The organism is Pseudoxanthomonas sp. X-1 (genome assembly GCF_020042665.1).
Lineage (GTDB): Bacteria > Pseudomonadota > Gammaproteobacteria > Xanthomonadales > Xanthomonadaceae > Pseudoxanthomonas_A > Pseudoxanthomonas_A spadix_A.
Map to the genome: position 1 here is coordinate 1,971,816 of NZ_CP083376.1, position 21,839 is coordinate 1,993,654.

Sequence of the window (21,839 nt, forward strand, 5' to 3'; positions counted from 1 at the left end):
TGCCGCGTCCTTATACGGCCTCGACGCGCGAGGGCGATGAAGATCGACACGCACGCCAGCGCGTTGCTGAGCGTAATGGTTGCAGGCGACACCGCTCGCGGCGCGCCCGCGACCGCGCCATGACGCTTAGAATCGGCGGCTCCCTCCACTTCATCCCGCAAAGCCCTGCCTTCATGACCACTTCCCACGCCCCCCTGCGCGGCAGCATCGTCGCGCTCGTCACCCCGATGCACCAGGACGGCAGCGTCGACTACGCCGCCCTGCGCAAACTGGTGGACTGGCACGTGGCCGAAGGCACCGATTGCATCGGCGTGGTCGGCACCACCGGCGAGTCGCCCACGGTCGACGTGGAGGAGCACTGCGAGATCATCCGCGTGGCGGTCGAGCAGGCCGCCGGCCGCGTGCCGGTGATGGCCGGCTGCGGCGCCAATTCCACCGCCGAGGCGATCGCGCTGGCCAGGTTCGCGCGCGAGGTCGGCGCCGACAGCCAGCTGCAGGTGGTGCCTTACTACAACAAGCCCGGCCAGGAAGGGCAGTACCGCCATTTCGCGGCCATCGCCGAGGCCACCGGCGACCTGCCGATCGTGCTGTACAACGTGCCCGGCCGCACTGCGGCCGACCTGGCGCACGACACGGTGCTGCGCCTGGCGCAGCTGCCGGGCATCGTCGGCATCAAGGAGGCCACCGGCAACATCGAGCGCGCGCAGTGGCTGATCCGCGAGGCGCCGGAAGGCTTTTCCATTTACTCCGGCGACGACGCCACGGCCGTGGCGCTGATGCTGTGCGGCGGCCACGGCAACGTCAGCGTCACCGCCAATGTCGCCCCGCGGCTGATGCGCGAGCTGTGCGCGGCGGCGCTGGCCGGCGATGTCGCCACCGCAGTGGCGATCCAGCGACGCCTGCTGCCGCTGCACAAGCAGCTGTTCGTCGAGGCCAACCCGATCCCGGTCAAGTGGGCGGTGTCGCGCCTGGGGCACTGCGGCGGCGCGCTGCGCCTGCCGATGACCGAACTCGAACCGGCCAACCAGGCCAAGGTCGAGGCGGCGCTGCGCGAAGCCGGCCTGCTGGCCTGACGCCGATGTCGCCGGCACCGCGCACAGGTCGTGCAGCCACGCGCCGGATGGCAGGCGTGGGGCCTTGAGCGATCCGACGCGGCCGGCTTCGACCGAAGACGCCGGCAGCGTGCGGCGCGAGATGGTGCGCGTGCGTGGCGAGAGCGCGGAGGCACGCGTGGACGAGATCGCCGAGGAAGTGCCGGTGGCCTTCGTCTACAACGACGCGCCGTTCGCGGTGATGATGGCCACGCCGTGCGACCTGGCCGATTTCGCCCAGGGCTTCGCGCTCAGCGAGGGCATCGTCGAGGCGATCGACGATGCGCGCGTCGAATCGATCGAACACCTGCTCGAAGGCGTGGAGGTGCGCGTGCGCATCCCGCCGCAACGCGAGCAGGCGCTGCAGCGCCGCCGCCGCAGCATGAGCGGACGCAGCGGCTGCGGCGTGTGCGGCAGCGAACTGCTGGAGGCGGCCCTGCGCGATCCCGCACCGGTCGGTCCCGGGATCGTCGTGACGCCTGCTGCCCTGCAGCGCGCCCTGCGCGCGCTGCGCGCCGCCCAGCCGCTGGGCGCCCGCACCGGCGCCACCCATGCCGCCGGCTGGGCGCTGGCCGATGGCGAGATCGCGCTGGTGCGCGAGGACGTGGGCCGGCACAACGCCCTGGACAAGCTGATCGGCGCGATGCACCGCGCCGGGTTCGATCCCCAGGCCGGCTTCCTGGTCGTCACCAGCCGGGCCAGCTACGAAATGGCGATGAAGGCCGCCAGCGCCGGCATCGCCTTTCTGGCCGCCATCTCCGCCCCGACCGCCCTGGCCCTGTCGCTGGCCCAGCGCACCGGCCTGACCCTGCTGGGCTTCGCCCGCGACGATGGCTATGCTGTTTATACCCATCCCCAGCGGCTGGACGGATAAGGCGCTGAAGATTGGGGCGTTGGCGCAGCGGTGGGCCACGCTACACCGAGCCCTTCTCAGTGGCTGGGCTCTCGGTAGTGAGAACGAGTGCTTGAACGCAACGCTATGGTGCGGGCGCGCACTGGAAGGGAGAAGGGATGAAGAGCGTGGCCAAGATTGCCTTGATATTGGTTTTGATGGGGACTGCGTGCGGTATCGGATTTTATTTTGGGATCAAGCAAGGGGCGGATACGATGGCCACCCTGGCCGGTCAGAATGAGGTCTCCCAGGCGCTGGGGCGTATCCGACTGTCGGCCGCTGCGACAGAACGCCATGATCTTTCCTATTCTGTGGCGTTGCACGAGAGGGATATCGGTCAGGCGTTATTCGATCTTGGCGTGTACGCGCGCGCGGTGCCGTATTGGAGCTGCCGCGAGAAAGATCGAGAAGCCATCAAGGCCGCGAAGACATATATAGCTGCGCATCCAAGTATGGGTGGTCTTCCTCCCAAGAATATTCTTGATCGGGCGCTTGGAATTTGTGGAGGGAATCCGCACTGATGGATGAAGCGTCAGAGGCGGAAAGACCTGGAATCCTTTGAAATGGAGTGGATACCGCCAAGCGCGGACGGCTTGTGGAGAAAGTTAGTGCGAGGGCCTGAGGGCGGAGGAAGTTGGCTAATCCATTAAACAGTGGGGCTCGCCGTGAGTGCTAATAGGTTAATCCTGTCTGCCATTTGGATAGCAATAAAACTCTTTGGAATTACTGTTTTTGTCTTTTCAACGAGGGATTGGCTTATTAATAGACATCCAGCCTATCTGGATTTAATTTCGATGTCCGCTATCTTTATCTACTCTCCCCTGGTCGTATATCTTGTTTTGGCTCCGGCATTTAGAATCCTGGAAGTGCTTGGGCTGTATCCGCGAGGTAAGTGATCCATTTAATTTTCTGGTTATTTATGGTCTCGACTAAGTCACAACAGGGTTTTATAGCATCTCCGATGCGCTGGGCTGGAAGTACGACAATTTGTGGCAAGTCCGGGCAGACGGCGCTGGGCAGCCTGGGCTGTGGCTAAGACGGCAGCGGCCAGCTGGTGGCCCAGACCGGCACGCACGCCCCGCAGTCGCTTCCTGCGGCCAGTACCAACAGACAACAACCGCCGGACCAAGGCTAACAACGTCGCCCTCGGCTACAACAGCAACGGCAACCTGATCAGCGACGGCAGCCGAACCTACATCTGTGACGATCGCGACCGGCTGATCCAGATCAAGTCCGGCAGCACGGTCATCGCCAGTTTCAGCTATGACGCATTGGGACGGCGCATCGCCAAAACCGAGGGTGGGGCCACCACCAATCACCTCTACGACGGGCTGGACGTGGTCCAGGAGACGCAGGGCACCACGGTTAATCCGATCCTGGCGGGGGCCGGCATCGACCAGCGTCATGCGCGCAGCGGTCGTGCCTATTTCTTGAGCGACTTGCTGGGCAGCACACGTCTGCTGACCGATTTCTCAGGCACTGTAATACAACGTTATGACCGTGACTCCTACGGCGTCACGACCCAGATGGCATTTGCTCTGACGGGGCATGCATATCAAACAACACGCGTGCTCAAGTGTGTTGCTTCGCACATGATGTCTGCTACGAGCAGAACAAGTGCAAATGCCTCATCTTGGAGCGGCAAACTAAGTAATCCGGAGGTTGCGTGCGCCCAACGTAACATTGCCGCGGTATCCTGCATCTCCACTATGCTCTCAACGGCGGGGCGCTATCAGGCGTGGGCGCCAGATCCGAATACTATCTCTAAGCACGAAAAAATGAAGTCCTACGTGTCAAATCGTAAATTGGGCCAGATCGCCGTAATTTGTGCTTGCGTAGCGAATTTCTGTGCTTGTGGAAGGCTTTATGATGCGAATTTTCAACTTAGATCCGGATGTCGAGCCCCTCACTTCCTGCCGCCAGGGGAGGAATTAAGGTCAGATATACACATGAGTACCTACATCACTGATAATGGAGCTTTTGCAGACTTTGAGTGGTTAAGTGTCGGCGGTAATAAGACTGGCCTGGTAACTGCGAAATCTCTTACACAGGATGCTATAAAGATCGCAAGTGAGAGTGGTGGCGGGGCTCCTGGGATATTTCAGCTGTTGCGTGCTAATGGGATAATCGACGTAGTGCGCTATGATTATTCTGGGGGCACCGTTAAGTTCTGTCCTGTTGACGATCTGAAATTAATAGCTGAAGTCAGAAAAAGAACTGAGTCCGGCTTGCAACAGTAGCGAATGGGTGTTGAATGATGTGCTGCCATGTTGCTTGACTGGGCTTTATTAACCTGATCTGGTCGGCACCTAAGGCCATATTGATTAAATGATTCGCTACGCGTAGCTGAATGGCCGCCCGCGAAGTGCTAACAGGTCAAGAAAAGGATGCCTATGACACAGTCGGCGCCATATTCTTGGGCCGTAGCATTTCCTATGACCATGAGATTAGGGAAGACTTGGGCAATCCATAACATTTGGCTCATCTCGTCCTCGCGAATCGTCTCAGGCGCAACCGTCTCCACCGACCCTCGGTCAAACATGACAGAATCCGCCGGCTTTTGTTCCGGAACGCGACCTGAAGATGTCCTCGACCACCGCCGCCCCGCCCGTCAACTCTCCGGCCCGCGTCCTGCTGGCCAGCCTGATGGGCACCACGATCGAATTCTTCGATTTCTACATCTACGCCACCGCCGCGGTGCTGGTGTTCCCCACGCTGTTCTTCCCGCAGGGCGATCAGTCCGCTGCGCGGCTGGCGTCGCTGGCGACCTTTGCGGTGGCGTTCGTGGCGCGGCCGTTCGGCTCGGCGCTGTTCGGCCATTTCGGCGACCGCATCGGCCGCAAGGCCACGCTGGTGGCGGCGCTGCTGACCATGGGCATCTCCACGGTGGTGATCGGCCTGCTGCCCAGCTACCACAGCGTCGGCCTGCTGGCGCCGGTGCTGCTGACGCTGTGCCGCTTCGGCCAGGGCATCGGCCTGGGCGGCGAGTGGGGCGGGGCGGTACTGCTGGCCACCGAGAACGCGCCGCCGGGCAAGCGCGGCTGGTACGGGATGTTCCCGCAGCTGGGCGCGCCGCTGGGCTTCCTGCTGTCGGCCTCGACCTTCCTGATCATGGGCGCGCTGCTGTCGCCGGAGCAGTTCCTGGCCTGGGGCTGGCGCGTGCCGTTCCTGGCCTCGGCGCTGCTGGTGCTGATCGGCCTGTGGGTGCGCCTGTCGATCCGCGAGACGCCGGCCTTCCAGCAGGCGATCGAGCGCAACGAGCGTCTGCGCGTGCCGTTCCGTGCGGTGTTCTCCAAGCATCTGGGGCCGTTGGTGCTGGGCACGCTGGGGGCGCTGGCGACCTTCGTGTTGTTCTATCTGATGACCGTGTTCGCGCTGGGCTACGGTACCGTCACGCTGGGGTATTCCAAGCAGGAGTTTCTGCTGATGCAGATGGTGGGCATGCTGTTCTTCGCCGCGGGCATCCCGATCTCGGCCAAGTTCGGCGACCGCACCTCGGCGCGCCACGCGATGATGGTGGCCAGCGTGGGCATCCTGCTGTTCGGGCTGGTGTTCCCGGCGCTGTTCACCGCCGGGCACCCGGCCTTCGTCCTGGTGTTCCTGTGCCTGGGCCTGTTCGTGATGGGCTGGACCTACGGCCCGGTCGGCACGCTGCTGTCGGAGGTCTATCCGACCGAGGTGCGCTATACGGGCTCGTCGCTGTCCTTCAACCTGGCCAGCGTGCTGGGCGCCGCGCCGGCGCCGTACGTGGCGACCTGGCTGGCCGGCAAGTACGGCGTGCAGTCGGTGGGCTTCTACCTCAGTGGCGCGGCGCTGATCACCATCCTGGCCCTGCTGGCGGTCCGCCGCCACGCCAGCGTCACGCTGTAGGCCGTCAGCGGAACAGGCGCGTCACCGTGCGCGCCAGCCAGCCGCCCTGCTGGTGGTGGCGGCTGAACTGGTCCAGGTGCCGGCGCACGGTCTCCGAATAGGCCTTGTCGTCGCTGCGGATGTGGTTGAACAGCCAGCGCGCCAGCATCTGCTTGAGTTCCTCGGTCACGTCCTCGCCCGCCTCGAAGCGCAGGCGGTACTCGCTGACCCGGCGGGTGAACACCTCGTGCACCCGCTTGTGCGCGGCGCAGAAGGGATAGCCGGCTTCCTCCATCAGCTCCTCTTCGAAGGCGAAGTGCGAGAGGGTGTAATCCACCAGTTCGGCGATCACCTCGCCCACGGCCAGCCGCTGGCCTTGCTGTTGGGTCTGGTGCAGGGTGTTGATCATCTCGACGATGCGTCGGTGCTGCTGGTCGATCACCCCGATGCCGGTGTCCAGATCGTCCTGCCAGATCAGAAGTGCCATCGCGTGCCCCATGCGGTTGCGGGCCTCAAGGCCCCATGCCCGCAGGCTCGCACCGGCCGCCCAGGGCGGCATTGATCGCAGTCAATGTCGGGCGGTCACCACAGCGCGTCGCGCAGCTTGTACCAGCTCATCGCCGCCACCAGCAGCGGCGTGCGCAGCGCCTGGCCGCCGGGGAAGGGCGCGTGCCGGATTTTGGCGAACAGGTCCAGGCGGGCGGACTGGCCGGCGATGGCCTCGGCGATCAGCCTGCCGGCCAGGCCGGTGGCGACCACGCCGTGGCCGGAGAAGCCCTGCGCGAAGTACAGGTTGGGCTGCAGGCGGCCCCAGTGCGGGGCGCGGTTGCGCGAGATGTCCACCAGGCCGCCCCAGACGTGGTCCAGTGCCACTTCGCCCAGCTGCGGGAACACCCCGGCGATGCGCCGACACATGATCGCCGTGAGATCGCGCGGGGGGCGCCCGGAGTAACTGGCGCGTCCGCCGAACAGCAGGCGGTGGTCGTGGCTGAGGCGATAGTAGTCCAGCGCCCAGGCGGTGTCGGCCACGGCCATGTCGTTGCCGATCAGCGCGCGGGCGCGTTCCTCGCCCAGCGGGGCGGTGGCGGCGATGTAGGTGCCGACCGGCATGATCCGCGCCTCGAGTTCCGGGGCGATGCCGTGCAGCAGGGCGTTGCCGGCGAGCACGCCGAAGTCGCAGTGCACCTGCCCGCGCGCGGTCTCGAATACCGGTCGCGCGCCGCGCCGCAGGCGAATCACCGCGCTGGTCTCGAAGATGCGCACGCCAGCGTCCAGGGCCGCGCGCCCCAGGCCCAGCGCATAGGCCAGCGGATGCAGGTGACCGCTGATCGGATCGTAGAGCGCGCCCAGGTAGCGCTCGCTGGCCAGGGTGTCGCGCAGGCGGTTGCGGTCCCACCACTGCACCGGATGGTCGTAGTGGGTGTGGAAGCGCTCGACCATGGCCCGCACCTCGCGTTGCTGGCGGGCTTTCAGCGGCACGGTCGCATGGCCGGGACGCCAGTGCGCCTGGATGCCGTGCCGGTCCAGGCGCGCGTGCAGCCAGGCCAGGCCTTCGCGCGACAGATCGAACATGCGCCGCGCATCCTCCAGGCCCACCAGTGCCTCGAGCTTCTCCTCGCCGCAGCCGAACCCGACGATGGCCTGGCCGCCGTTGCGGCCCGAGGCGCCCCAGCCGATCCGCTGCGCCTCCAGCACCACGACGCGATGGCCGGCCTCGGCCAGCTCCAGCGCGGCGGCCAGGCCGGTGTAGCCGGCGCCGAGGATGCAGACATCGCAGTCCACGCGCCCTTCGAGCGCGGGCTGGGCGGGCAGGGGCGTGGTGCTGGCCGCGTACCAGCTGTCGGGGGAGGCGCCGGGCGTGCCGGGCTCAGACCGCACGCAGGTACCAGGCGTAGTCCAGGTCGGTGACCTGGGTGTCGAAGCTGCGCTGCTCCTTGCGTTTCTGCTGGCCGTAGATGTGGCGGAAGCGTTCGCCGAAATGTTCGGCGATGAAGGCGCTGCCCAGGAAATCCTCGATCGAACCCCGCCAGTGCGGGCTGTGCTGCTCGGTCTGGGCATAGGCATTGCCGACGATCGGCGGGCCGGGATCGAGCCGCTGGTCCAGCCCGTGCAGCATCCCGGCCAGCACCGCGGCGCAGGCTAGGTAGACATTGGCGTCGGCGCCGGCGATGCGGTGCTCGATGCGCGTGTTGGCCGCATCGCTGTGCGGGATGCGCATGGCCACGGTGCGGTTGTTGTAGCCCCAGCTGCGGCCCAGCGGGACGAAGGCGTTGGGCACGTAGCGGCGGTAGCTGTTGGCGTGCGGGGCGAACAGCAGCATGGTGTCGGCCGCGCTGGCCTGCAGGCCGCCGATGGCGTGCAGCAGGGCCGCGGCCGGCGCCTGCGCGGTGCCGGCGAAGGCATTACGCCCCTGCGCGTCGAGCAGGCTCACGTGCACGTGCAGGCCGCTGCCGGCCTGGTCGACCAAGGGCTTGGCCATGAAGCTGGCCTGCAGGCCTCGGGCCTGGGCCACGGCCTTGATCGCGCGCTTGAGCATCACCGCGTCGTCGCAGGCCTGCAGCGCATCGGCGCGATGCTTGAGGTTGATCTCGAACTGGCCCGGCGCGTACTCGGCCACGGCCGTGTCGGCGGGGATGTCCTGTGCGCGGCACACGGCCGCCACCGCGTCGATGAAATCGCGGTTGTCGTCCAGGTCCTCCATCGAATAGACCTGCGTGCTCGTGTTGCGTGCGCCGGTGTTGGGGTTGACCGCCGGCTGCGGGCGGCCGTGGACATCGGGCAGGCGATCGAACAGGTAGAACTCCAGCTCGATGGCCACCACCGGGGTCAGGCCGAGGTTGGCGAAGCGCTGCGCCACCCGGCCCAGCACCTGCCGCGGATTGGCCTCGAACAGGCCGCCGGCGCCGTCTTCCATCGCCAGCAGCAGCTGCGCGGTGGGGCGCGGCGTCCACGGCACCGGCCGCAGGGAGCCGGGCACGGGCCGGCAGATGCGGTCCTCGTCGCCGATGTCGTAGCCCAGGCCGGTTTCCTCGACGGTGTTGCCGGTGATGTCGGTGGCGATCAGCGACATCGGCAGGCAGATGCCATCGGCGAACACCTTGTCCAGCGCCTGGCGCGTGACACGCTTGCCGCGCAGCAGGCCGTTCATGTCCGGCAGCAGCAGGTCGATGGCCTCCAGGTCCGGCAGGGCGGCCAGGGTGGCGGCGTCGCGGGCGTCGGACAGGGCGGTCATGGTGGACTCGTTGCGGCGTTGCAGACAGCCTATCAGGCGTCCGCGCTGTCAAGAATACTCAACGCCCCGTTCGCCGACGGGCATGGATCGGGCCTGCACGAGCGCTGAGATGCCCGGTGCGCAGGGTGCGTGTTGTAAAAATAAAACGGTCACGCTACGTTGCCCCCACGCCAAAGGAGCCTGTCCTGCATGGCCAGACCGCCGCGGGTCGGTGTGCCGACCGACCGCAGACCGATCGGATCGCATCCCTCGCTGACGGTGGGCGAGAAGTATCTGCGGGCGGTGGTCGATGGCGCCGGCTGCGTGCCGCTGCTGTGGCCCTCGCTGGTGCCGGCGCTGCCGGTGGAGGTGCTGCTGGATACCGTCGACGGCCTGCTGCTGACCGGCGCGGTCAGCAACATCGAGCCGCATCACTATTCCGATGAGCCCAGCTGGGAAGGCAACCCGCACGACGCGGCACGCGACGGCACCACGCTGCCGCTGGTGCGTGCGGCGCTGGCGGCCGGCGTGCCGGTGCTGGCGATCTGCCGCGGCTTCCAGGAGGTCAATGTCGCCCTGGGCGGCACACTGCACCAGCAGGTGCACGCGGTGCCGGGGCTGATGGACCATCGCGAGGACACGACTGCGCCACTGGACGCGCAGTACGGCCCGGCCCATCCGGTGACGCTGGCGCCGGGCGGGCTGCTGGCGTCCTTCGGCGAGGACGCGCCGTGGGTCAACTCACTGCACGGCCAGGGCGTGCGCCGGCTGGCCGAGGGCCTGGTGGTCGAGGCGACCGCGCCCGATGGCCTGATCGAGGCCTTCCGCCACCAGGGCGAGAGCTTCCTGCTCGGCGTGCAGTGGCATCCGGAGTGGCGGGTCACCGAGCACCCGTTCTACGCCGCCATCTTCCGCACCTTCGGCCATGCCTGCCGCGCCCGTGCCGCCCGCCGCCAGGAGGCGGCCTTCGCATGAGCCGCCGCCAGACCCGATCCGATCCGCCGGCCGAGCCGGCCGACAACTCGCTGCGCCGCTGGCTCAAGGAGCGGCGCATCACCGAGGTCGAGTGCCTGGTGCCGGACATCACCGGCATCGCGCGCGGCAAGATCATCCCGGCCGACAAGTTCAGCCACGACTACGGCACGCGCCTGCCCGAGGGCATCTTCGCCACCACCGTCACCGGCGACTATCCGGACGACTATTACGAACTGACCAGTCCCTCGGACTCGGACATGTTCCTGCGCCCGGACCCGGGCACGGTGCGCATGGTGCCGTGGGCGGCCGATCCCACCGCGCAGGTCATCCACGACTGCTGGACCAAGGACGGCGAGCCGCACGACCTGGCCCCGCGCAACGTGCTGCGGCGCGTGCTCAAGGCCTACGAGGAGGCCGGCCTGCAGCCGGTGGTGGCGCCGGAGCTGGAGTTCTTCCTGGTGCAGAAGAACACCGACCCGGACTTCCCGCTGCTGCCGCCGGCCGGGCGCTCGGGCCGGCCGGAGACCGCGCGCCAGTCGTATTCGATCGATGCGGTCAATGAATTCGACCCGATCCTGGACCTGATGTACGACTACTGCGACGCGATGGAGCTGGACGTGGACACGCTGATCCACGAATCCGGCGCGGCGCAGCTGGAGGTCAACTTCACCCACGCCGACGCGCTCAGCCGCGCCGATCAGGTCTTCCTGTTCAAGCGCACCATGCGCGAGGCCGCGCTGCGCCATGGGATCTACGCCACCTTCCTGGCCAAGCCGATGGAGAACGAGCCCGGCAGCGCCATGCACATCCACCAGAGCCTGCTGGATCGCAGGACCGGCGCCAACGTGTTCGCCGGCAAAGAGGTGGGCAAGGAGCGCAAGACCTTCCTGCATTACATGGGCGGGTTGCAGAAATACGCGCCGATGACCATGGCCTTCTTCGCGCCCAACGTGAATTCCTACCGGCGCCTGGCCATCGGCCAGGTCGCGCCGATCAACGTGCAGTGGGGCTACGACAACCGCACCTGCGGCCTGCGCGTGCCCAAGGACAGCCTGGAGAACACCCGCGTGGAGAGCCGCTTCGCCGGCTCCGACGCCAATCCGTACCTGGCGATGGCCGCGACCCTGGCCTGCGGCCTGCTGGGGCTGCAGGAGAAGCTGCAGCCGACCAGACCGCTGGCCAGCAGCGCGCAGGACATCGGCTTCGAGCTGCCGCGCTCGCTGGGCGAGGCGCTGGACGAACTGGAGGGCTGTGCGCCGCTGCGCGCGCTGCTGGGCGAGCGCTTCGTGCGCGCCTACATCTCGGTCAAGCGCAAGGAGTACGAGACCTTCTTCCGGGTGATCAGTTCGTGGGAGCGGGAGTTCCTGCTGTTGAATGTTTAGGCACTTGTTGTGCAACGGCGCTGTGGACCGGTCCTTCGAGCGCCGCTGGCAATCCTTTTATCGTCGGTCCCGCGAACGCGGGAAACGGCGGAGCCTGTAGCCATCGAAAGCCGAGAACAGAAGCGAAAGCAAGGGCAGCAACCAACGCGCAACAAGCGAGAGACAAGCACCGATGGACCCCCATGACACCCGCCTCCTGCAGGACCTCGATGCCGCCCACCACCTGCATCCGTTCAACGACAACGCCGCGCTGGCCGCCAGGGGCACGCGCATCCTGACCCGGGGCGAGGGCTGCTATGTCTGGGATGCGCAGGGCAACAAGCTGCTCGACGCCTTCGCCGGGCTGTGGTGCGTCAACATCGGCTATGGCCGCGCCGAGCTGGGCCGGGCCGCCGCGCGGCAGATGGAGCAGCTGGCCTACTACAACAGCTTCTTCCAGTGCACCACCGAGCCGACCATCCGCTTGGCCGCCAAGCTGGCCGAGCTGACGCCGCACGACCTGGACCACGCCTTCTTCGTCAACTCCGGCTCCGAGGCCAACGACACCATCCTGCGCCTGGTGCGGCACTTCTGGGCGGTGCAGGACCAGCCGCGCAAGACCATCTTCATCGGCCGCCACGACGGCTACCACGGCACCACCGTGGCCGGCGCCAGCCTGGGCGGGATGAAGGGCATGCACGGGCAGGGTGGCCTGCCGATCCCGGACATCGTCCACATCGATCCGCCGTTCTGGTTCTTCGATGGCGGCGAGCTGTCCGAGGACGAGTACGGCCTGCTCGCCGCGCGCCGGCTGGAGGACAAGATCCTCGAGCTGGGGCCCGAGCGCGTGGCGGCCTTCATCGGCGAGCCGGTGATGGGCGCGATCGGCGTGTACATCCCGCCGCGCACCTACTGGCCGGAAATCGAGCGCATCTGCCGTCAGTACGACGTGTTGCTGGTGGCCGACGAGGTGATCTGCGGTTTCGGCCGCACCGGGGAATGGTTCGGCGCGCAGACCTTCGGCTTCCGTCCCGACGTGATGACCATCGCCAAGGGCATCACCTCCGGCTACATCCCGCTGGGCGCGGCCATGTTCGGCGACCGCGTGGCCGGCGTGCTCAAGGCGCAGGGCGGCGAGCTGGCGCACGGGGCCACCTACTCGGGCCATCCGGTGTGCGCGGCGGTGGCCCTGGAGAACCTGCGCATCCTGCAGGAGGAACGGATCGTCGAGACCGCGCGCGACGAGATCGCGCCGTATCTGGCCCAGCGCTGGGCGCAGCTGGGCGAGCACCGGCTGGTCGGCCAGGCGCGCATCGTGGGCCTGATGGGCGCCCTCGAGCTGGTCCCGCACAAGGGCAGGCGCACAAGGTTCGACGAGCGCGGTAGAGTGGGGGCGCTGTGTCGCGACAACGCGTTGCGCCATGGGCTCATCCTGCGCGCCACCCATGATGCGATGCTGCTTTCTCCGCCGCTGGTGATCGACCGCGCGCAGGTGGACGAGCTGTTCGACAAGGCCTGGAAGGCATTGGAGGACACCGCCACGGCGCTTGGCATCTGAGCAGGGCGCACGCCCGCCGCGCAGGCGCCGGCGGGCGCCCGCGGCACGCGACCATGCAGTGCACTTCCCGACCCACGACCGCCCCGGCGGACCAGCCTGGAGAGATGCGATGAAGTTGAGAATGTTCGGAGTGACGATGGCGGTGGCCAGCCTGGCCGCGTGCGGTGGGGGCGGCGACGCGGCGCCGTCGGGTGAGGCCGGCGCCAAGTCCAAGAACGTCAACGTCTACAACTGGTCCGACTACATCGCCCCGGATACCAACGCCAACTTCGAGAAGGCCACCGGCATCTCGGTGACCTACGACGTGTTCGACGGCAACGAGGTGCTGGAGGCCAAGCTGCTGGCCGGTTCCAGCGGCTACGACGTGGTAGTGCCCACGCTCAACTTCCTCGGGCGCCAGATCCAGGCCGGCGTGTTCCAGCCGCTGGACAAGGCCAGGATCCCGAACCTGGCCAATCTCGATCCGCAGATGATGCAGAAGATCGCCAAGCAGGATCCCGGCAACCAGTACGCCGTGCCCTACATGTGGGGCACCACCGGCATCGGCTACAACGTGGACAAGGTCAAGGCCATCTTCGGTACCACCGATGTCACCAACAGCTGGGACCTGGTGTTCAAGCCGGAGAACATCGCCAAGCTCAAGGACTGCGGCGTGACCTTCCTGGATACGCCGTCCGAGCTGGTCCCCATCGCCCTCAACTACCTGGGGCAGGACCCCAACAGCACCGACCCGCAGGTCATCGACAAGGCTGGCGCGCTGCTCAGGACCATCCGCCCGTACATCGGCCAGTTCCATTCCTCTTCGTACATCGATGCGCTGGCCAATGGCGATACCTGCCTGGTGGTGGGCTGGTCGGGCGATGTGATCCAGGCGCGCGACCGCGCGGCCGAGGCCGGCAACAACGTCCACATCGCCTATTCGATCCCCAAGGAAGGCGCGCCGCTGTGGTTCGACATGCTGGCCATTCCCAAGGACGCCAGGAATGTCGACAACGCCTACGCCTACATCAACTACCTGCTCGATCCGAAGGTGATGGCGGCCAACTCGGACTTCATCAGCTATCCCAACGCCGTACCCAAGGCCAAGGCGCTGATGGACAAGGCCATCACCTCCGATCCGACGATCTATCCGCCGCCGGAGGTGGAGGCCAAGCTGTTCACCTTCGCCATCATCCCGCCGGACGTGGACAAGCAGTACACCCGGCTCTGGACCGAACTGAAGAGCGGCAGATAGGCGGCGGTGCCGGCGGCCCGTCGGACCGCCCGCGTCCGCGCCGGCTGCGTGCAAGGCAGCGAACGCCCGCACCATCCACCTCGGCGCCCGCGTCATGCAGGCGCCGACAGCGACGAAAGGGAGCGACATGGCGGCAGGGGAACGGCAGGCGGCGGCGCAGGGGCCCGGTCCGGGACCGGGCGCGGAGGGGTATCTGCGCCTGGAGGGCGTGCGCAAGACCTTCGACGGCGTGGTGGCCGTGGACGACATCGACCTGTCCATCCGCCAAGGCGAGATCTTCGCCCTGCTGGGCGGCTCGGGTAGCGGCAAGTCCACGCTGCTGCGCTGCCTGGGGGGATTCGAGACGCCGACCGCCGGCAGGATCTTCCTCGACGGACAGGAACTCGGCGCGCTGCCGCCCTACGAGCGGCCGATCAACATGATGTTCCAGTCCTATGCCCTGTTCCCGCACATGACGGTGGAGCAGAACATCGCCTTCGGGCTCAAGCAGGACCGCAGGCCGCGGGCCGAGATCGCCAGGCGCGTGGAGGAGATGCTGGCGCTGGTGCAGTTGAACGGGCTGGCCGGGCGCAAGCCGCATCAGCTCTCCGGCGGTCAGCAGCAGCGCGTGGCGCTGGCCCGCTGTCTGGCCAAGGGGCCCAAGCTGCTGCTGCTGGACGAGCCGATGGGCGCGCTGGACAAAAAATTGCGCACCCAGATGCAGCTGGAGCTGGTGTCGATCATCGAGAAGACCGGCGTGACCTGCGTGATGGTGACCCACGACCAGGAAGAGGCCATGACCATGGCCACGCGCATCGCGCTGATGGAGGCCGGCCGCATCCGCCAGGTCGGCACGCCCGACGAGATCTACGAGCAGCCCGCCAGCCGCTTCGCCGCCGGCTTCATCGGTTCGGTCAACATGATCGAGGCGGTGATCGACCAGGACCAGGCCGAGTTCGTGACCCTGCGCACGCCGCAGCTGGACACCGACATTTATGTCGGCCACGGCATCTCCGGTTTCGAAGGGCAGCAGGTGTGCTTCGCCGTGCGGCCGGAGAAGCTGGGCATCGCCAAGGAGGCGCCGGCGCAGCCCTACAACAAGGCCCAGGGCGTGATCGAGGACATCGCCTACTTCGGCAGCCATTCGGTCTACCACGTCCGGCTGCCCAGCGGCCTGGTGGTCATGGCCAACTTCGCCAACGTGCAGCGCTGGGCCAGCGAGGGCCTGACCTGGGGCGACACGGTATGGGTCTGGTGGGGCGACAACGACGGCGTGGTGCTGACCCAATGAGCGCGCCGGCCTGGTTGACGCGGCTGCGCGAACTGACGCCCGGACCACGCTGGGGCGTGATCGGCCTGCCGTACCTGTGGATGCTGGTGTTCTTCGCCGTCCCGTTCCTGATCGTGCTGAAGATCTCCTTCGCGCGGCTGGCCATCGCCATGCCGCCGTATACGCCGATCCTGGACATGGACGGCGCGCAGGTCGCGCTCACGCTCAACCTGTCCAACTACCTGCAGCTGGGCGCCTTGCAGAACGGCTATATCGCTGCTTATCTCAGTTCGCTGAAGATCGCCGCCATCGCCACGCTGCTGACGCTGCTGGTGGGCTACCCGATGGCCCATGCCATCGCGCGACTGCCGCCGGCCGCGCGCCACGTCGCCATGATGCTGGTGGTGCTGCCGTCGTGGACCTCGTTCCTGATCCGCGTCTACGCCTGGATCGGCCTGCTCAAGAGCAGCGGGCCGGTCGGGCGGCTGCTGGAGAGGCTCGGCGTGATCGATGCGCTGCAGGCGATGGGCTGGATCGAGGGCCGGCAGATCCTGTACACGCCGCTGGCGGCCTACATCGGCATCGTCTACTGCTATCTGCCGTTCATGGTGCTGCCGCTGTACACCAACCTGGTCAAGCACGACCCACGCCTGCTCGAAGCGGCCTACGACCTCGGCGCGCGGCCGTGGAAGGCGTTCCTGCGCATCACCCTGCCGCTGTCGCGCGCCGGCATCGTCGCCGGCTGCATGCTGGTGATGATCCCGGCGGTGGGCGAGTTCGTGATTCCCGAACTGCTCGGCGGCCCGGACACGCTGATGATCGGCCGGGTGCTGTGGAACGAGTTCTTCGCCAACCGCGACTGGCCGCTGGCCTCGGCGGTGGCCATTGCGATGCTGGTGCTGCTGATGATCCCGATTCTGATCTTCAACCGGGTCCAGCAGCGGCAGATCGAAGGCAGGCTGACGTGAGCGCGGTCGGCCGCCCGCGCTGGCCCACGTGGGTCGTGCTCGGCGCCGGCTTCGCGTTCCTCTATCTGCCGGTGCTGCTGCTGATGCTGTGGAGCTTCAACAGTTCGCGCCTGGCCACGGTCTGGGCGGGGTTCTCGTTCAAGTGGTATGGCGAACTGCTGCGCGACGATTCGATCCTGGACGCGGCGTGGGTGAGCCTGCGCATCGCTTTCTGGACGGCCACCGCCTCGGTGGTGCTGGGCACGCTGGCCGCGTTGGCGATGACGCGCCTGCGCCGCTTCCCGGGCAGGACGCTGTTCGGCGGGCTGATCACCGCGCCGCTGGTGATGCCCGATGTGATCATCGGCCTGTCGATGCTGCTGATGTTCGTCTCGCTGGGCGAGGTGCTCCAGGTCCAGCCCAAGGGCATGGCCTCGATCTGGATCGCGCACACCACCTTCTCGCTGGCCTTCGTCACCGTGGTGGTGTCCTCGCGCATGGCCGAACTGGATCGGTCGCTGGAAGAGGCGGCGATGGACCTGGGCGCCAACCGGGTCAAGGTGTTCTTCCTGATCACCCTGCCGATCATCGCCCCGGCGCTGGTCTCGGGCTGGCTGCTGGCCTTCACCCTGTCGCTGGACGATGTGGTGATCGCCAGTTTCGTCTCCGGGCCCAGTTCGACCACGCTGCCGATGAAGGTGTTCTCCTCGGTGCGGCTGGGCCTGAGCCCCAAGATCAACGCGCTGGCCACGTTGATGATCGTGGCCGTGTCGGTCTGCGCCTTCCTCGGCTGGTGGCTGATGTCGCGCAGCGAGCGGCGGCGCAGGCGCGAACTGCAGATGGCCCGGCAGGCGTAGGGCGGCCAGGTGGAGTTGACACTAAGTGGAACTGGGGGTTTCATTTTCACGGCGCCGTGAGGCTAGGCTGATCTAGCCTCCACGCCGTACGTGCACCGCCTCCGGGCCGTCGCCTCGCAGTTCGTGGGCGCGGTCGGCAGGGCATGGCCCCCACCTTCGCGCGCAGGAACCCGCCTTGAGCCAACACGACGATCCCGACCACGGCCAGGACGGCCGTGGGCAGCCTTCCGCCGACGGCGACGGCGCGCAGGAGCGGCAGGACCCGCCCAAGCCTTCGCCGCTGAAGAATCCCAAGGTGCGCTGGACGCTGATCGTGATCGGCGCGGTGGTGCTGATCGCGCTGATCGCCTGGCTGGTCTACCACCTGCTGGTCGGGCGCTATCTGCAGGAGACCAACGACGCCTATCTGCAGGCCGACGCGGTGGCCGTGGCGCCGCGCGTCAACGGTTACGTCACCCGGGTACTGGTCGAGGACCACGCCTGGGTCAAGGCCGGGCAGCCGCTGATCGAGATCGATGGCCGCACCTACACCGCGCAGCTGGAGCAGGCGCAGGCCGCGGTGGCCGTGCGCCAGGCCGACATCGCCGCCGCGCAGGCGGCCATCGAGGGCCATCGTGCGCAGCTGGTGCAGGCACGCAGCCAGGCCGCCTCGGCCCAGGTGCAGCTGAAGTTCGCCAAGGCCGAGGTGGCGCGCTTCGCGCCGCTGGCCGCCTCCGGCGCCGACACCCACGAGCACGTGGAGAGCCTGCGCCAGCAGCGCGACCAGGCCCAGGCCCAGTTCGATGCCGCCCAGGCGCAGATCGTCGGCGCGCAGAGCCAGATCGCCGCGGGCGAGGCGCAGCTGGAGCAGGCCAGGGCCGGGCTGCAGCAGGCCCAGGCCAACGTCGACCAGGCCAACGTGGCCGTGGACGACACCCACCTGAAGGCACCCATCGACGGCCGTGTGGGTGACAAGACCGTGCAGGTGGGCCAGTTCCTGGCCGCCGGCACGCGCACGATGACCATCGTGCCGGTGGCGTCGCTGTACCTGACGGCCAACTTCAAGGAGACCCAGGTCGGGCTGATGCGCCCGGGCCAGCCGGTCGAGATCGAGGTCGATGCGCTGTCGGGGGTGACCCTGCACGGTCACGTGGAGAGCCTGTCGCCCGGCACCGGCTCGCAGTTCGCGCTGCTGCCGCCGGAGAACGCCACCGGCAACTTCACCAAGGTCGTCCAGCGCGTGCCGGTGCGCATCCGCGTGGATGCGGGTGAGCAGGCGCGCAAGGTGCTGGTGCCGGGCATGTCGGTGATCGCCACGGTCGATACGCGTTCGGCCAAGGACGCCAAGGACCAGACCCAGGACGAGGCCGACCGCCTCGACGCGCGGGACGCTTCCAGGCCGTGAGCGCGACCGGCGCCAGCGCGGACGCCGGAGCGGCCGGTGCGCGCAAGGCCGACGCCGGCGCGTGGCTGGCGGTGGCCGCGGGCACCATCGGCTCGTTCATGGCGACCCTGGACATCTCCATCGTCAATGCGGCCCTGCCCACCATCCAGGGCGAGGTCGGCGCCAGCGGCACCGAGGGCACCTGGATCTCCACGGCCTACCTGGTCAGCGAGATCGTCATGATCCCGCTGACCGGCTGGTTCGTGCGCACGCTGGGGCTGCGCAACTTCCTGTTGATCTGCGCGCTGCTGTTCACCGCGTTCTCGATCATGTGCGGACTGTCGACCTCGCTGCCGATGATGATCGTCGGCCGCGTCGGCCAGGGCTTCGCCGGTGGCGCATTGATCCCCACCGCGCTGACCATCGTCGCCACGCGCCTGCCGCCCTCGCAGCAGACCATGGGCACGGCGCTGTTCGGCATGACAGTGATCATGGGGCCGGTGATCGGCCCGCTGCTGGGCGGCTGGCTGACCGAGAACGTGAGCTGGCACTACGCCTTCTTCCTCAACGTGCCGGTGTGCGCGGGCCTGGTGGCACTGCTGCTGCTCGGGCTGCAGCACGAGCAGGCGCGCTGGGCCGGCCTGCTGGAGGCCGACTGGCTGGGCATCTTCGGCCTGACCGCCGGCCTGGGCGGGCTGACGGTGGTGCTGGAAGAGGGGCAGCGCGAGCGCTGGTTCGAATCGGAATTCATCCTGTGGCTGTCGGCGCTGTCGCTGGTGGGCTTCGCCGCGCTGCTGGCGACCCAGTTCCTGCGCCACGAGCCGGTGATCCAGCTCAAGGTGCTGCTCAACCGCAGCTTCAGCGCCGTGTTCGTGATGATGCTCGCGGTGGGCATGATCCTGTTCGGCGTGATGTACATGATCCCGCAGTTCCTAGCCATGGTGTCCGGCTACAACACCGAGCAGTCCGGCTACGTGCTGCTGCTGGGCGGCGTGCCCACGGTGATCCTGATGCCGTTCATGCCCAAGCTGCTGGGCACGGTGGACGTGCGCGTGCTGGTGATCGGTGGACTGCTGTGCTTTGCCGCGGCGTGCTTCATCAACATCGACCTGACCTCCTACAGCGTGGGCAAGACCTTCGTCGCCGGCCAGCTGCTGCAGGGCTGCGGGCTGGCGCTGGCGATGATGGCGCTCAACCAGGCGGCGATCAGTTCGGTGCCCAAGGACCTGGCCGGCGATGCCTCGGGCCTGTTCAATGCCGCGCGCAACCTGGGCGGCTCGATCGGCCTGGCGCTGATCTCCACCTTCCAGGAGCGGCGCATGACCTACCACACCCAGGTGCTGGGCAGCTCGGTCACGGCCAACTCGCCGGCCGGCCAGGACTATGTGCACCAGCTCACCGGCGCCTTCCACGCCGGCGGCGGCGATGCGCCGATGCAGGCCATCGGCGCCCTGGCGCGGATGGTGCAGCTGCAGGCGCTGGTGATGACCTACAACGACCTGTTCTGGATCTTCGGCGTCATCGTGGTGTGCTCCATCCCGCTGGCCTTCCTGCTCAAACCGCTGCCCAAGGGGACGCAACTTGCGATGCATTGACGCCCGCCGCGCCGCGCGCGCATCCCTGGCCGTGCTGGTGCCGGCCCTGCTGGCCGGCTGCGTGCTCGGCCCCGACTACGTGCGCCCGGAGGTGGCGCCGGAGGCCGTGCAGGCGCCGCGCCTGCATCGCGCCGACGCGGCCGAGGTGGTCAGCGCGCCGCCGCCCAGCCAGTGGTGGCGCGAACTGCGCGATCCGCAGCTGGATTGGCTGATCGACACCGCACTGCGCCAGAGCCCCAACCTGCGCGCGGCCGACGCCCGGGTGCAGGCCTCGCGCGGGCTGTTCGCCCAGCGTCGCGCAGAGCGCCTGCCCCAGGTCGGTGCGATGGGCGCCTATGCCCACGTCAAGGCGCCGGATTCGATCAAGCACGACATCCGCGACGGGGCCGCCGGCATCGCCCAGGCCACCGACCCGGCCACCGGCGCGGCGGTCGAACAGGCCGCGCGCGACCTCGATCTGGACAGCGATCTGTACCTGGCCGGCTTCGACGCCAGCTGGGAGCTGGACTTCTTCGGCCGCCGCCGTCGCGCCGCCGAAGGTGCCGCGGCGCAGGCGGAGGCCGCGCAGGCGCAGCTGGCCGATGCGCAGGTGCGCCTGGCCGCCGAGATCGCGCAGGTCTATCTCAACTACCGCGGCCTGCAGGCGCGCATCGCCCTGGGCCAGGACGCCGTGCGCGATGCGCAGCAGGCGCTGGACCTCACCACGCAGCGCCGCGCGCATGGCGCGGACTCGGACCTGCAGGTGGAACGCGCGCGCGGCCAGCTGCAGCAGGACCAGGCGCGGCTGCTGCCGCTGCAGGCCCAGCGCAGCGAGGCGCTGGACCAGCTGGCGCTGATGCTGGGGCAGGTGCCCGGTTCGCTCGATGCGCGCCTAGCGCCGGTCGTGCCGCTGCCGTCGCTGCCCGCCCAGGTGAAGGTAGACGATCCGGCCGCGGTGATCCGCCGTCGTCCGGACGTACGCCAGGCCGAGCGTGAGCTGGCCGGCGCCAACGCGCAGATCGGCGAGGCCCTGTCGGGCTACTTCCCGCAGGTCACGCTGATGGGCAACCTGGCCGCGGTGGCGACCAAGCCCAGCGAGCTGAACGCCGATTCGGCGGCCACGCTGGTGGCGCCGTTCCTGCGCTGGTCGATCTTCGATTTCGGCCGCATCAAGGCCCAGGTCGCCCAGGCCCGGGCCGGCACCGAAGGCCGCGCCGCCGCCTACGAGAATGCCGTGCTGGCCGCGCTGCAGGATGCCAACACCGCGCTGTCCAACTTCGGCTCGGCCCGCCAGCAGCTGCTGGTGGCGGTGCAGGCGCAGGCCTCGGCCGACCGTGCCGCGGCGTTGATGCAGCAGCGCCGCGGTGCGGGCGCGTCCTCGCAGATCGATCTGCTGGACGTGCAGCGCCAGCAGCGCAGCGCCCGCGACAGCGCGGCCCAGGCGCAGGTGCAGCTGCTGGTGGACTATGTGGCGCTGCAGAAGAGCCTGGGGCTGGGCTGGCAGGATGCGCCGCAGCCCGGCATCGCGGCGCGCTGAGTTGCGGGGATCCTGGGTGGGAGCCGCCATGGCGGCGATGGGGCTCTGCCGGGAAAGCCCCATCGCCGCCATGGCGGCTCCCACCAGGAGCGGAGCAAAGCAGCGGCGACGGCTGGGTAACGCGCATCGGCGGATCATGGC

Annotated in this window: 18 protein-coding genes; 15 read left to right on the forward strand and 3 right to left on the reverse strand. The window is 67.8% G+C overall.

Annotated features, from left to right (window positions below; genetic code table 11):
* Positions 1-173 precede the first annotated feature (173 nt).
* The 5 genes from dapA to LAJ50_RS08790 all read left to right on the forward strand — a co-directional run bounded on the left by dapA (position 174) and on the right by LAJ50_RS08790 (position 5,853).
* The gene (gene dapA, locus LAJ50_RS08770; protein WP_138651164.1) at positions 174-1,073 is read left to right on the forward strand and encodes a 4-hydroxy-tetrahydrodipicolinate synthase; all 900 of its coding nucleotides are present in this window, start codon (positions 174-176) and stop codon (positions 1,071-1,073) included.
* Positions 1,074-1,194: 121 nt separating this feature from the next.
* A complete protein-coding gene (gene fdhD, locus LAJ50_RS08775) occupies positions 1,195-1,965 on the forward strand; it encodes a formate dehydrogenase accessory sulfurtransferase FdhD (RefSeq protein WP_138651239.1) in 771 nt (256 codons plus the stop codon).
* Positions 1,966-2,111: 146 nt separating this feature from the next.
* A complete protein-coding gene (locus tag LAJ50_RS08780) occupies positions 2,112-2,504 on the forward strand; it encodes a hypothetical protein (RefSeq protein ID WP_138651163.1) in 393 nt (130 codons plus the stop codon).
* A 507-nt stretch (positions 2,505-3,011) separates the two neighbouring features.
* Entirely contained in the window at positions 3,012-4,223 is a 1,212-nt protein-coding gene (locus LAJ50_RS08785) for a hypothetical protein (protein ID WP_224096529.1), read from the forward strand.
* Positions 4,224-4,566: 343 nt separating this feature from the next.
* Complete coding sequence (locus tag LAJ50_RS08790; protein ID WP_138651162.1) at positions 4,567-5,853, forward strand: MFS transporter; 1,287 nt, start codon at positions 4,567-4,569, stop codon at positions 5,851-5,853.
* Between the two features lie 4 nt (positions 5,854-5,857).
* Here the strand turns inward: LAJ50_RS08790 and LAJ50_RS08795 are convergent, their stop codons facing one another.
* The 3 genes from LAJ50_RS08795 to LAJ50_RS08805 form a co-directional block, all read right to left on the reverse strand.
* Entirely contained in the window at positions 5,858-6,319 is a 462-nt protein-coding gene (locus LAJ50_RS08795; RefSeq protein WP_138651161.1) for a bacteriohemerythrin, read from the reverse strand.
* Between the two features lie 95 nt (positions 6,320-6,414).
* The gene (locus tag LAJ50_RS08800; protein WP_138651160.1) at positions 6,415-7,710 is read right to left on the reverse strand and encodes an FAD-binding oxidoreductase; all 1,296 of its coding nucleotides are present in this window, start codon (positions 7,708-7,710) and stop codon (positions 6,415-6,417) included.
* Positions 7,700-9,064: a glutamine synthetase family protein gene (locus LAJ50_RS08805; RefSeq protein WP_138651159.1), complete on the reverse strand. Its 1,365-nt coding sequence runs from the start codon at positions 9,062-9,064 to the stop codon at positions 7,700-7,702. The genes LAJ50_RS08800 and LAJ50_RS08805 overlap by 11 nt, the downstream gene beginning before the upstream one ends.
* A gap of 189 nt (positions 9,065-9,253) precedes the next feature.
* Here LAJ50_RS08805 and LAJ50_RS08810 point away from each other — a divergent pair, with 189 nt between their 5' ends.
* The 10 genes from LAJ50_RS08810 to LAJ50_RS08855 all read left to right on the forward strand — a co-directional run bounded on the left by LAJ50_RS08810 (position 9,254) and on the right by LAJ50_RS08855 (position 21,698).
* Positions 9,254-10,018 carry a gamma-glutamyl-gamma-aminobutyrate hydrolase family protein gene (locus LAJ50_RS08810; RefSeq protein ID WP_138651158.1) on the forward strand — a complete coding sequence of 255 codons (765 nt, stop codon included), beginning with the start codon at positions 9,254-9,256 and terminating at the stop codon, positions 10,016-10,018.
* Positions 10,015-11,400 carry a glutamine synthetase family protein gene (locus LAJ50_RS08815; RefSeq protein WP_130552580.1) on the forward strand — a complete coding sequence of 462 codons (1,386 nt, stop codon included), beginning with the start codon at positions 10,015-10,017 and terminating at the stop codon, positions 11,398-11,400. Before LAJ50_RS08810 ends, LAJ50_RS08815 begins: the two co-directional genes overlap by 4 nt.
* A gap of 172 nt (positions 11,401-11,572) precedes the next feature.
* Positions 11,573-12,937: an aspartate aminotransferase family protein gene (locus LAJ50_RS08820; protein ID WP_138651157.1), complete on the forward strand. Its 1,365-nt coding sequence runs from the start codon at positions 11,573-11,575 to the stop codon at positions 12,935-12,937.
* A 109-nt stretch (positions 12,938-13,046) separates the two neighbouring features.
* Positions 13,047-14,171, forward strand: coding sequence for a polyamine ABC transporter substrate-binding protein (locus LAJ50_RS08825; protein WP_138651156.1), 1,125 nt, complete (start codon positions 13,047-13,049; stop codon positions 14,169-14,171).
* 127 nt (positions 14,172-14,298) lie between these two features.
* Entirely contained in the window at positions 14,299-15,441 is a 1,143-nt protein-coding gene (gene potA / locus LAJ50_RS08830; RefSeq protein ID WP_138651155.1) for a polyamine ABC transporter ATP-binding protein, read from the forward strand.
* The gene (locus LAJ50_RS08835) at positions 15,438-16,388 is read left to right on the forward strand and encodes an ABC transporter permease subunit (RefSeq protein ID WP_138651154.1); all 951 of its coding nucleotides are present in this window, start codon (positions 15,438-15,440) and stop codon (positions 16,386-16,388) included. Before potA ends, LAJ50_RS08835 begins: the two co-directional genes overlap by 4 nt.
* Positions 16,385-17,224: an ABC transporter permease subunit gene (locus LAJ50_RS08840; protein ID WP_224096530.1), complete on the forward strand. Its 840-nt coding sequence runs from the start codon at positions 16,385-16,387 to the stop codon at positions 17,222-17,224. The genes LAJ50_RS08835 and LAJ50_RS08840 overlap by 4 nt, the downstream gene beginning before the upstream one ends.
* A gap of 175 nt (positions 17,225-17,399) precedes the next feature.
* Positions 17,400-18,608: an HlyD family secretion protein gene (locus LAJ50_RS08845; RefSeq protein WP_138651153.1), complete on the forward strand. Its 1,209-nt coding sequence runs from the start codon at positions 17,400-17,402 to the stop codon at positions 18,606-18,608.
* A complete protein-coding gene (locus LAJ50_RS08850) occupies positions 18,605-20,182 on the forward strand; it encodes an MDR family MFS transporter (protein WP_138651152.1) in 1,578 nt (525 codons plus the stop codon). Before LAJ50_RS08845 ends, LAJ50_RS08850 begins: the two co-directional genes overlap by 4 nt.
* Positions 20,169-21,698 (forward strand): efflux transporter outer membrane subunit, encoded by a 1,530-nt coding sequence (locus LAJ50_RS08855; RefSeq protein WP_138651151.1) that lies wholly within the window; start codon positions 20,169-20,171, stop codon positions 21,696-21,698. The genes LAJ50_RS08850 and LAJ50_RS08855 overlap by 14 nt, the downstream gene beginning before the upstream one ends.
* Positions 21,699-21,839: the final 141 nt, after the last annotated feature.

Coding starts and splice junctions, on each gene's coding strand:
- dapA (WP_138651164.1), top strand. CDS start 174: ATGACCACTTCCCACGCCCCCCTGCGCGGCAGCATCGTCGCGCTCGTC.
- fdhD (WP_138651239.1), top strand. CDS start 1,195: ATGGTGCGCGTGCGTGGCGAGAGCGCGGAGGCACGCGTGGACGAGATC.
- LAJ50_RS08790 (WP_138651162.1), top strand. CDS start 4,567: ATGTCCTCGACCACCGCCGCCCCGCCCGTCAACTCTCCGGCCCGCGTC.
- LAJ50_RS08795 (WP_138651161.1), bottom strand. CDS start 6,319: ATGGCACTTCTGATCTGGCAGGACGATCTGGACACCGGCATCGGGGTG.
- LAJ50_RS08805 (WP_138651159.1), bottom strand. CDS start 9,064: ATGACCGCCCTGTCCGACGCCCGCGACGCCGCCACCCTGGCCGCCCTG.
- LAJ50_RS08810 (WP_138651158.1), top strand. CDS start 9,254: ATGGCCAGACCGCCGCGGGTCGGTGTGCCGACCGACCGCAGACCGATC.
- LAJ50_RS08815 (WP_130552580.1), top strand. CDS start 10,015: ATGAGCCGCCGCCAGACCCGATCCGATCCGCCGGCCGAGCCGGCCGAC.
- LAJ50_RS08820 (WP_138651157.1), top strand. CDS start 11,573: ATGGACCCCCATGACACCCGCCTCCTGCAGGACCTCGATGCCGCCCAC.
- LAJ50_RS08825 (WP_138651156.1), top strand. CDS start 13,047: ATGAAGTTGAGAATGTTCGGAGTGACGATGGCGGTGGCCAGCCTGGCC.
- potA (WP_138651155.1), top strand. CDS start 14,299: ATGGCGGCAGGGGAACGGCAGGCGGCGGCGCAGGGGCCCGGTCCGGGA.
- LAJ50_RS08835 (WP_138651154.1), top strand. CDS start 15,438: ATGAGCGCGCCGGCCTGGTTGACGCGGCTGCGCGAACTGACGCCCGGA.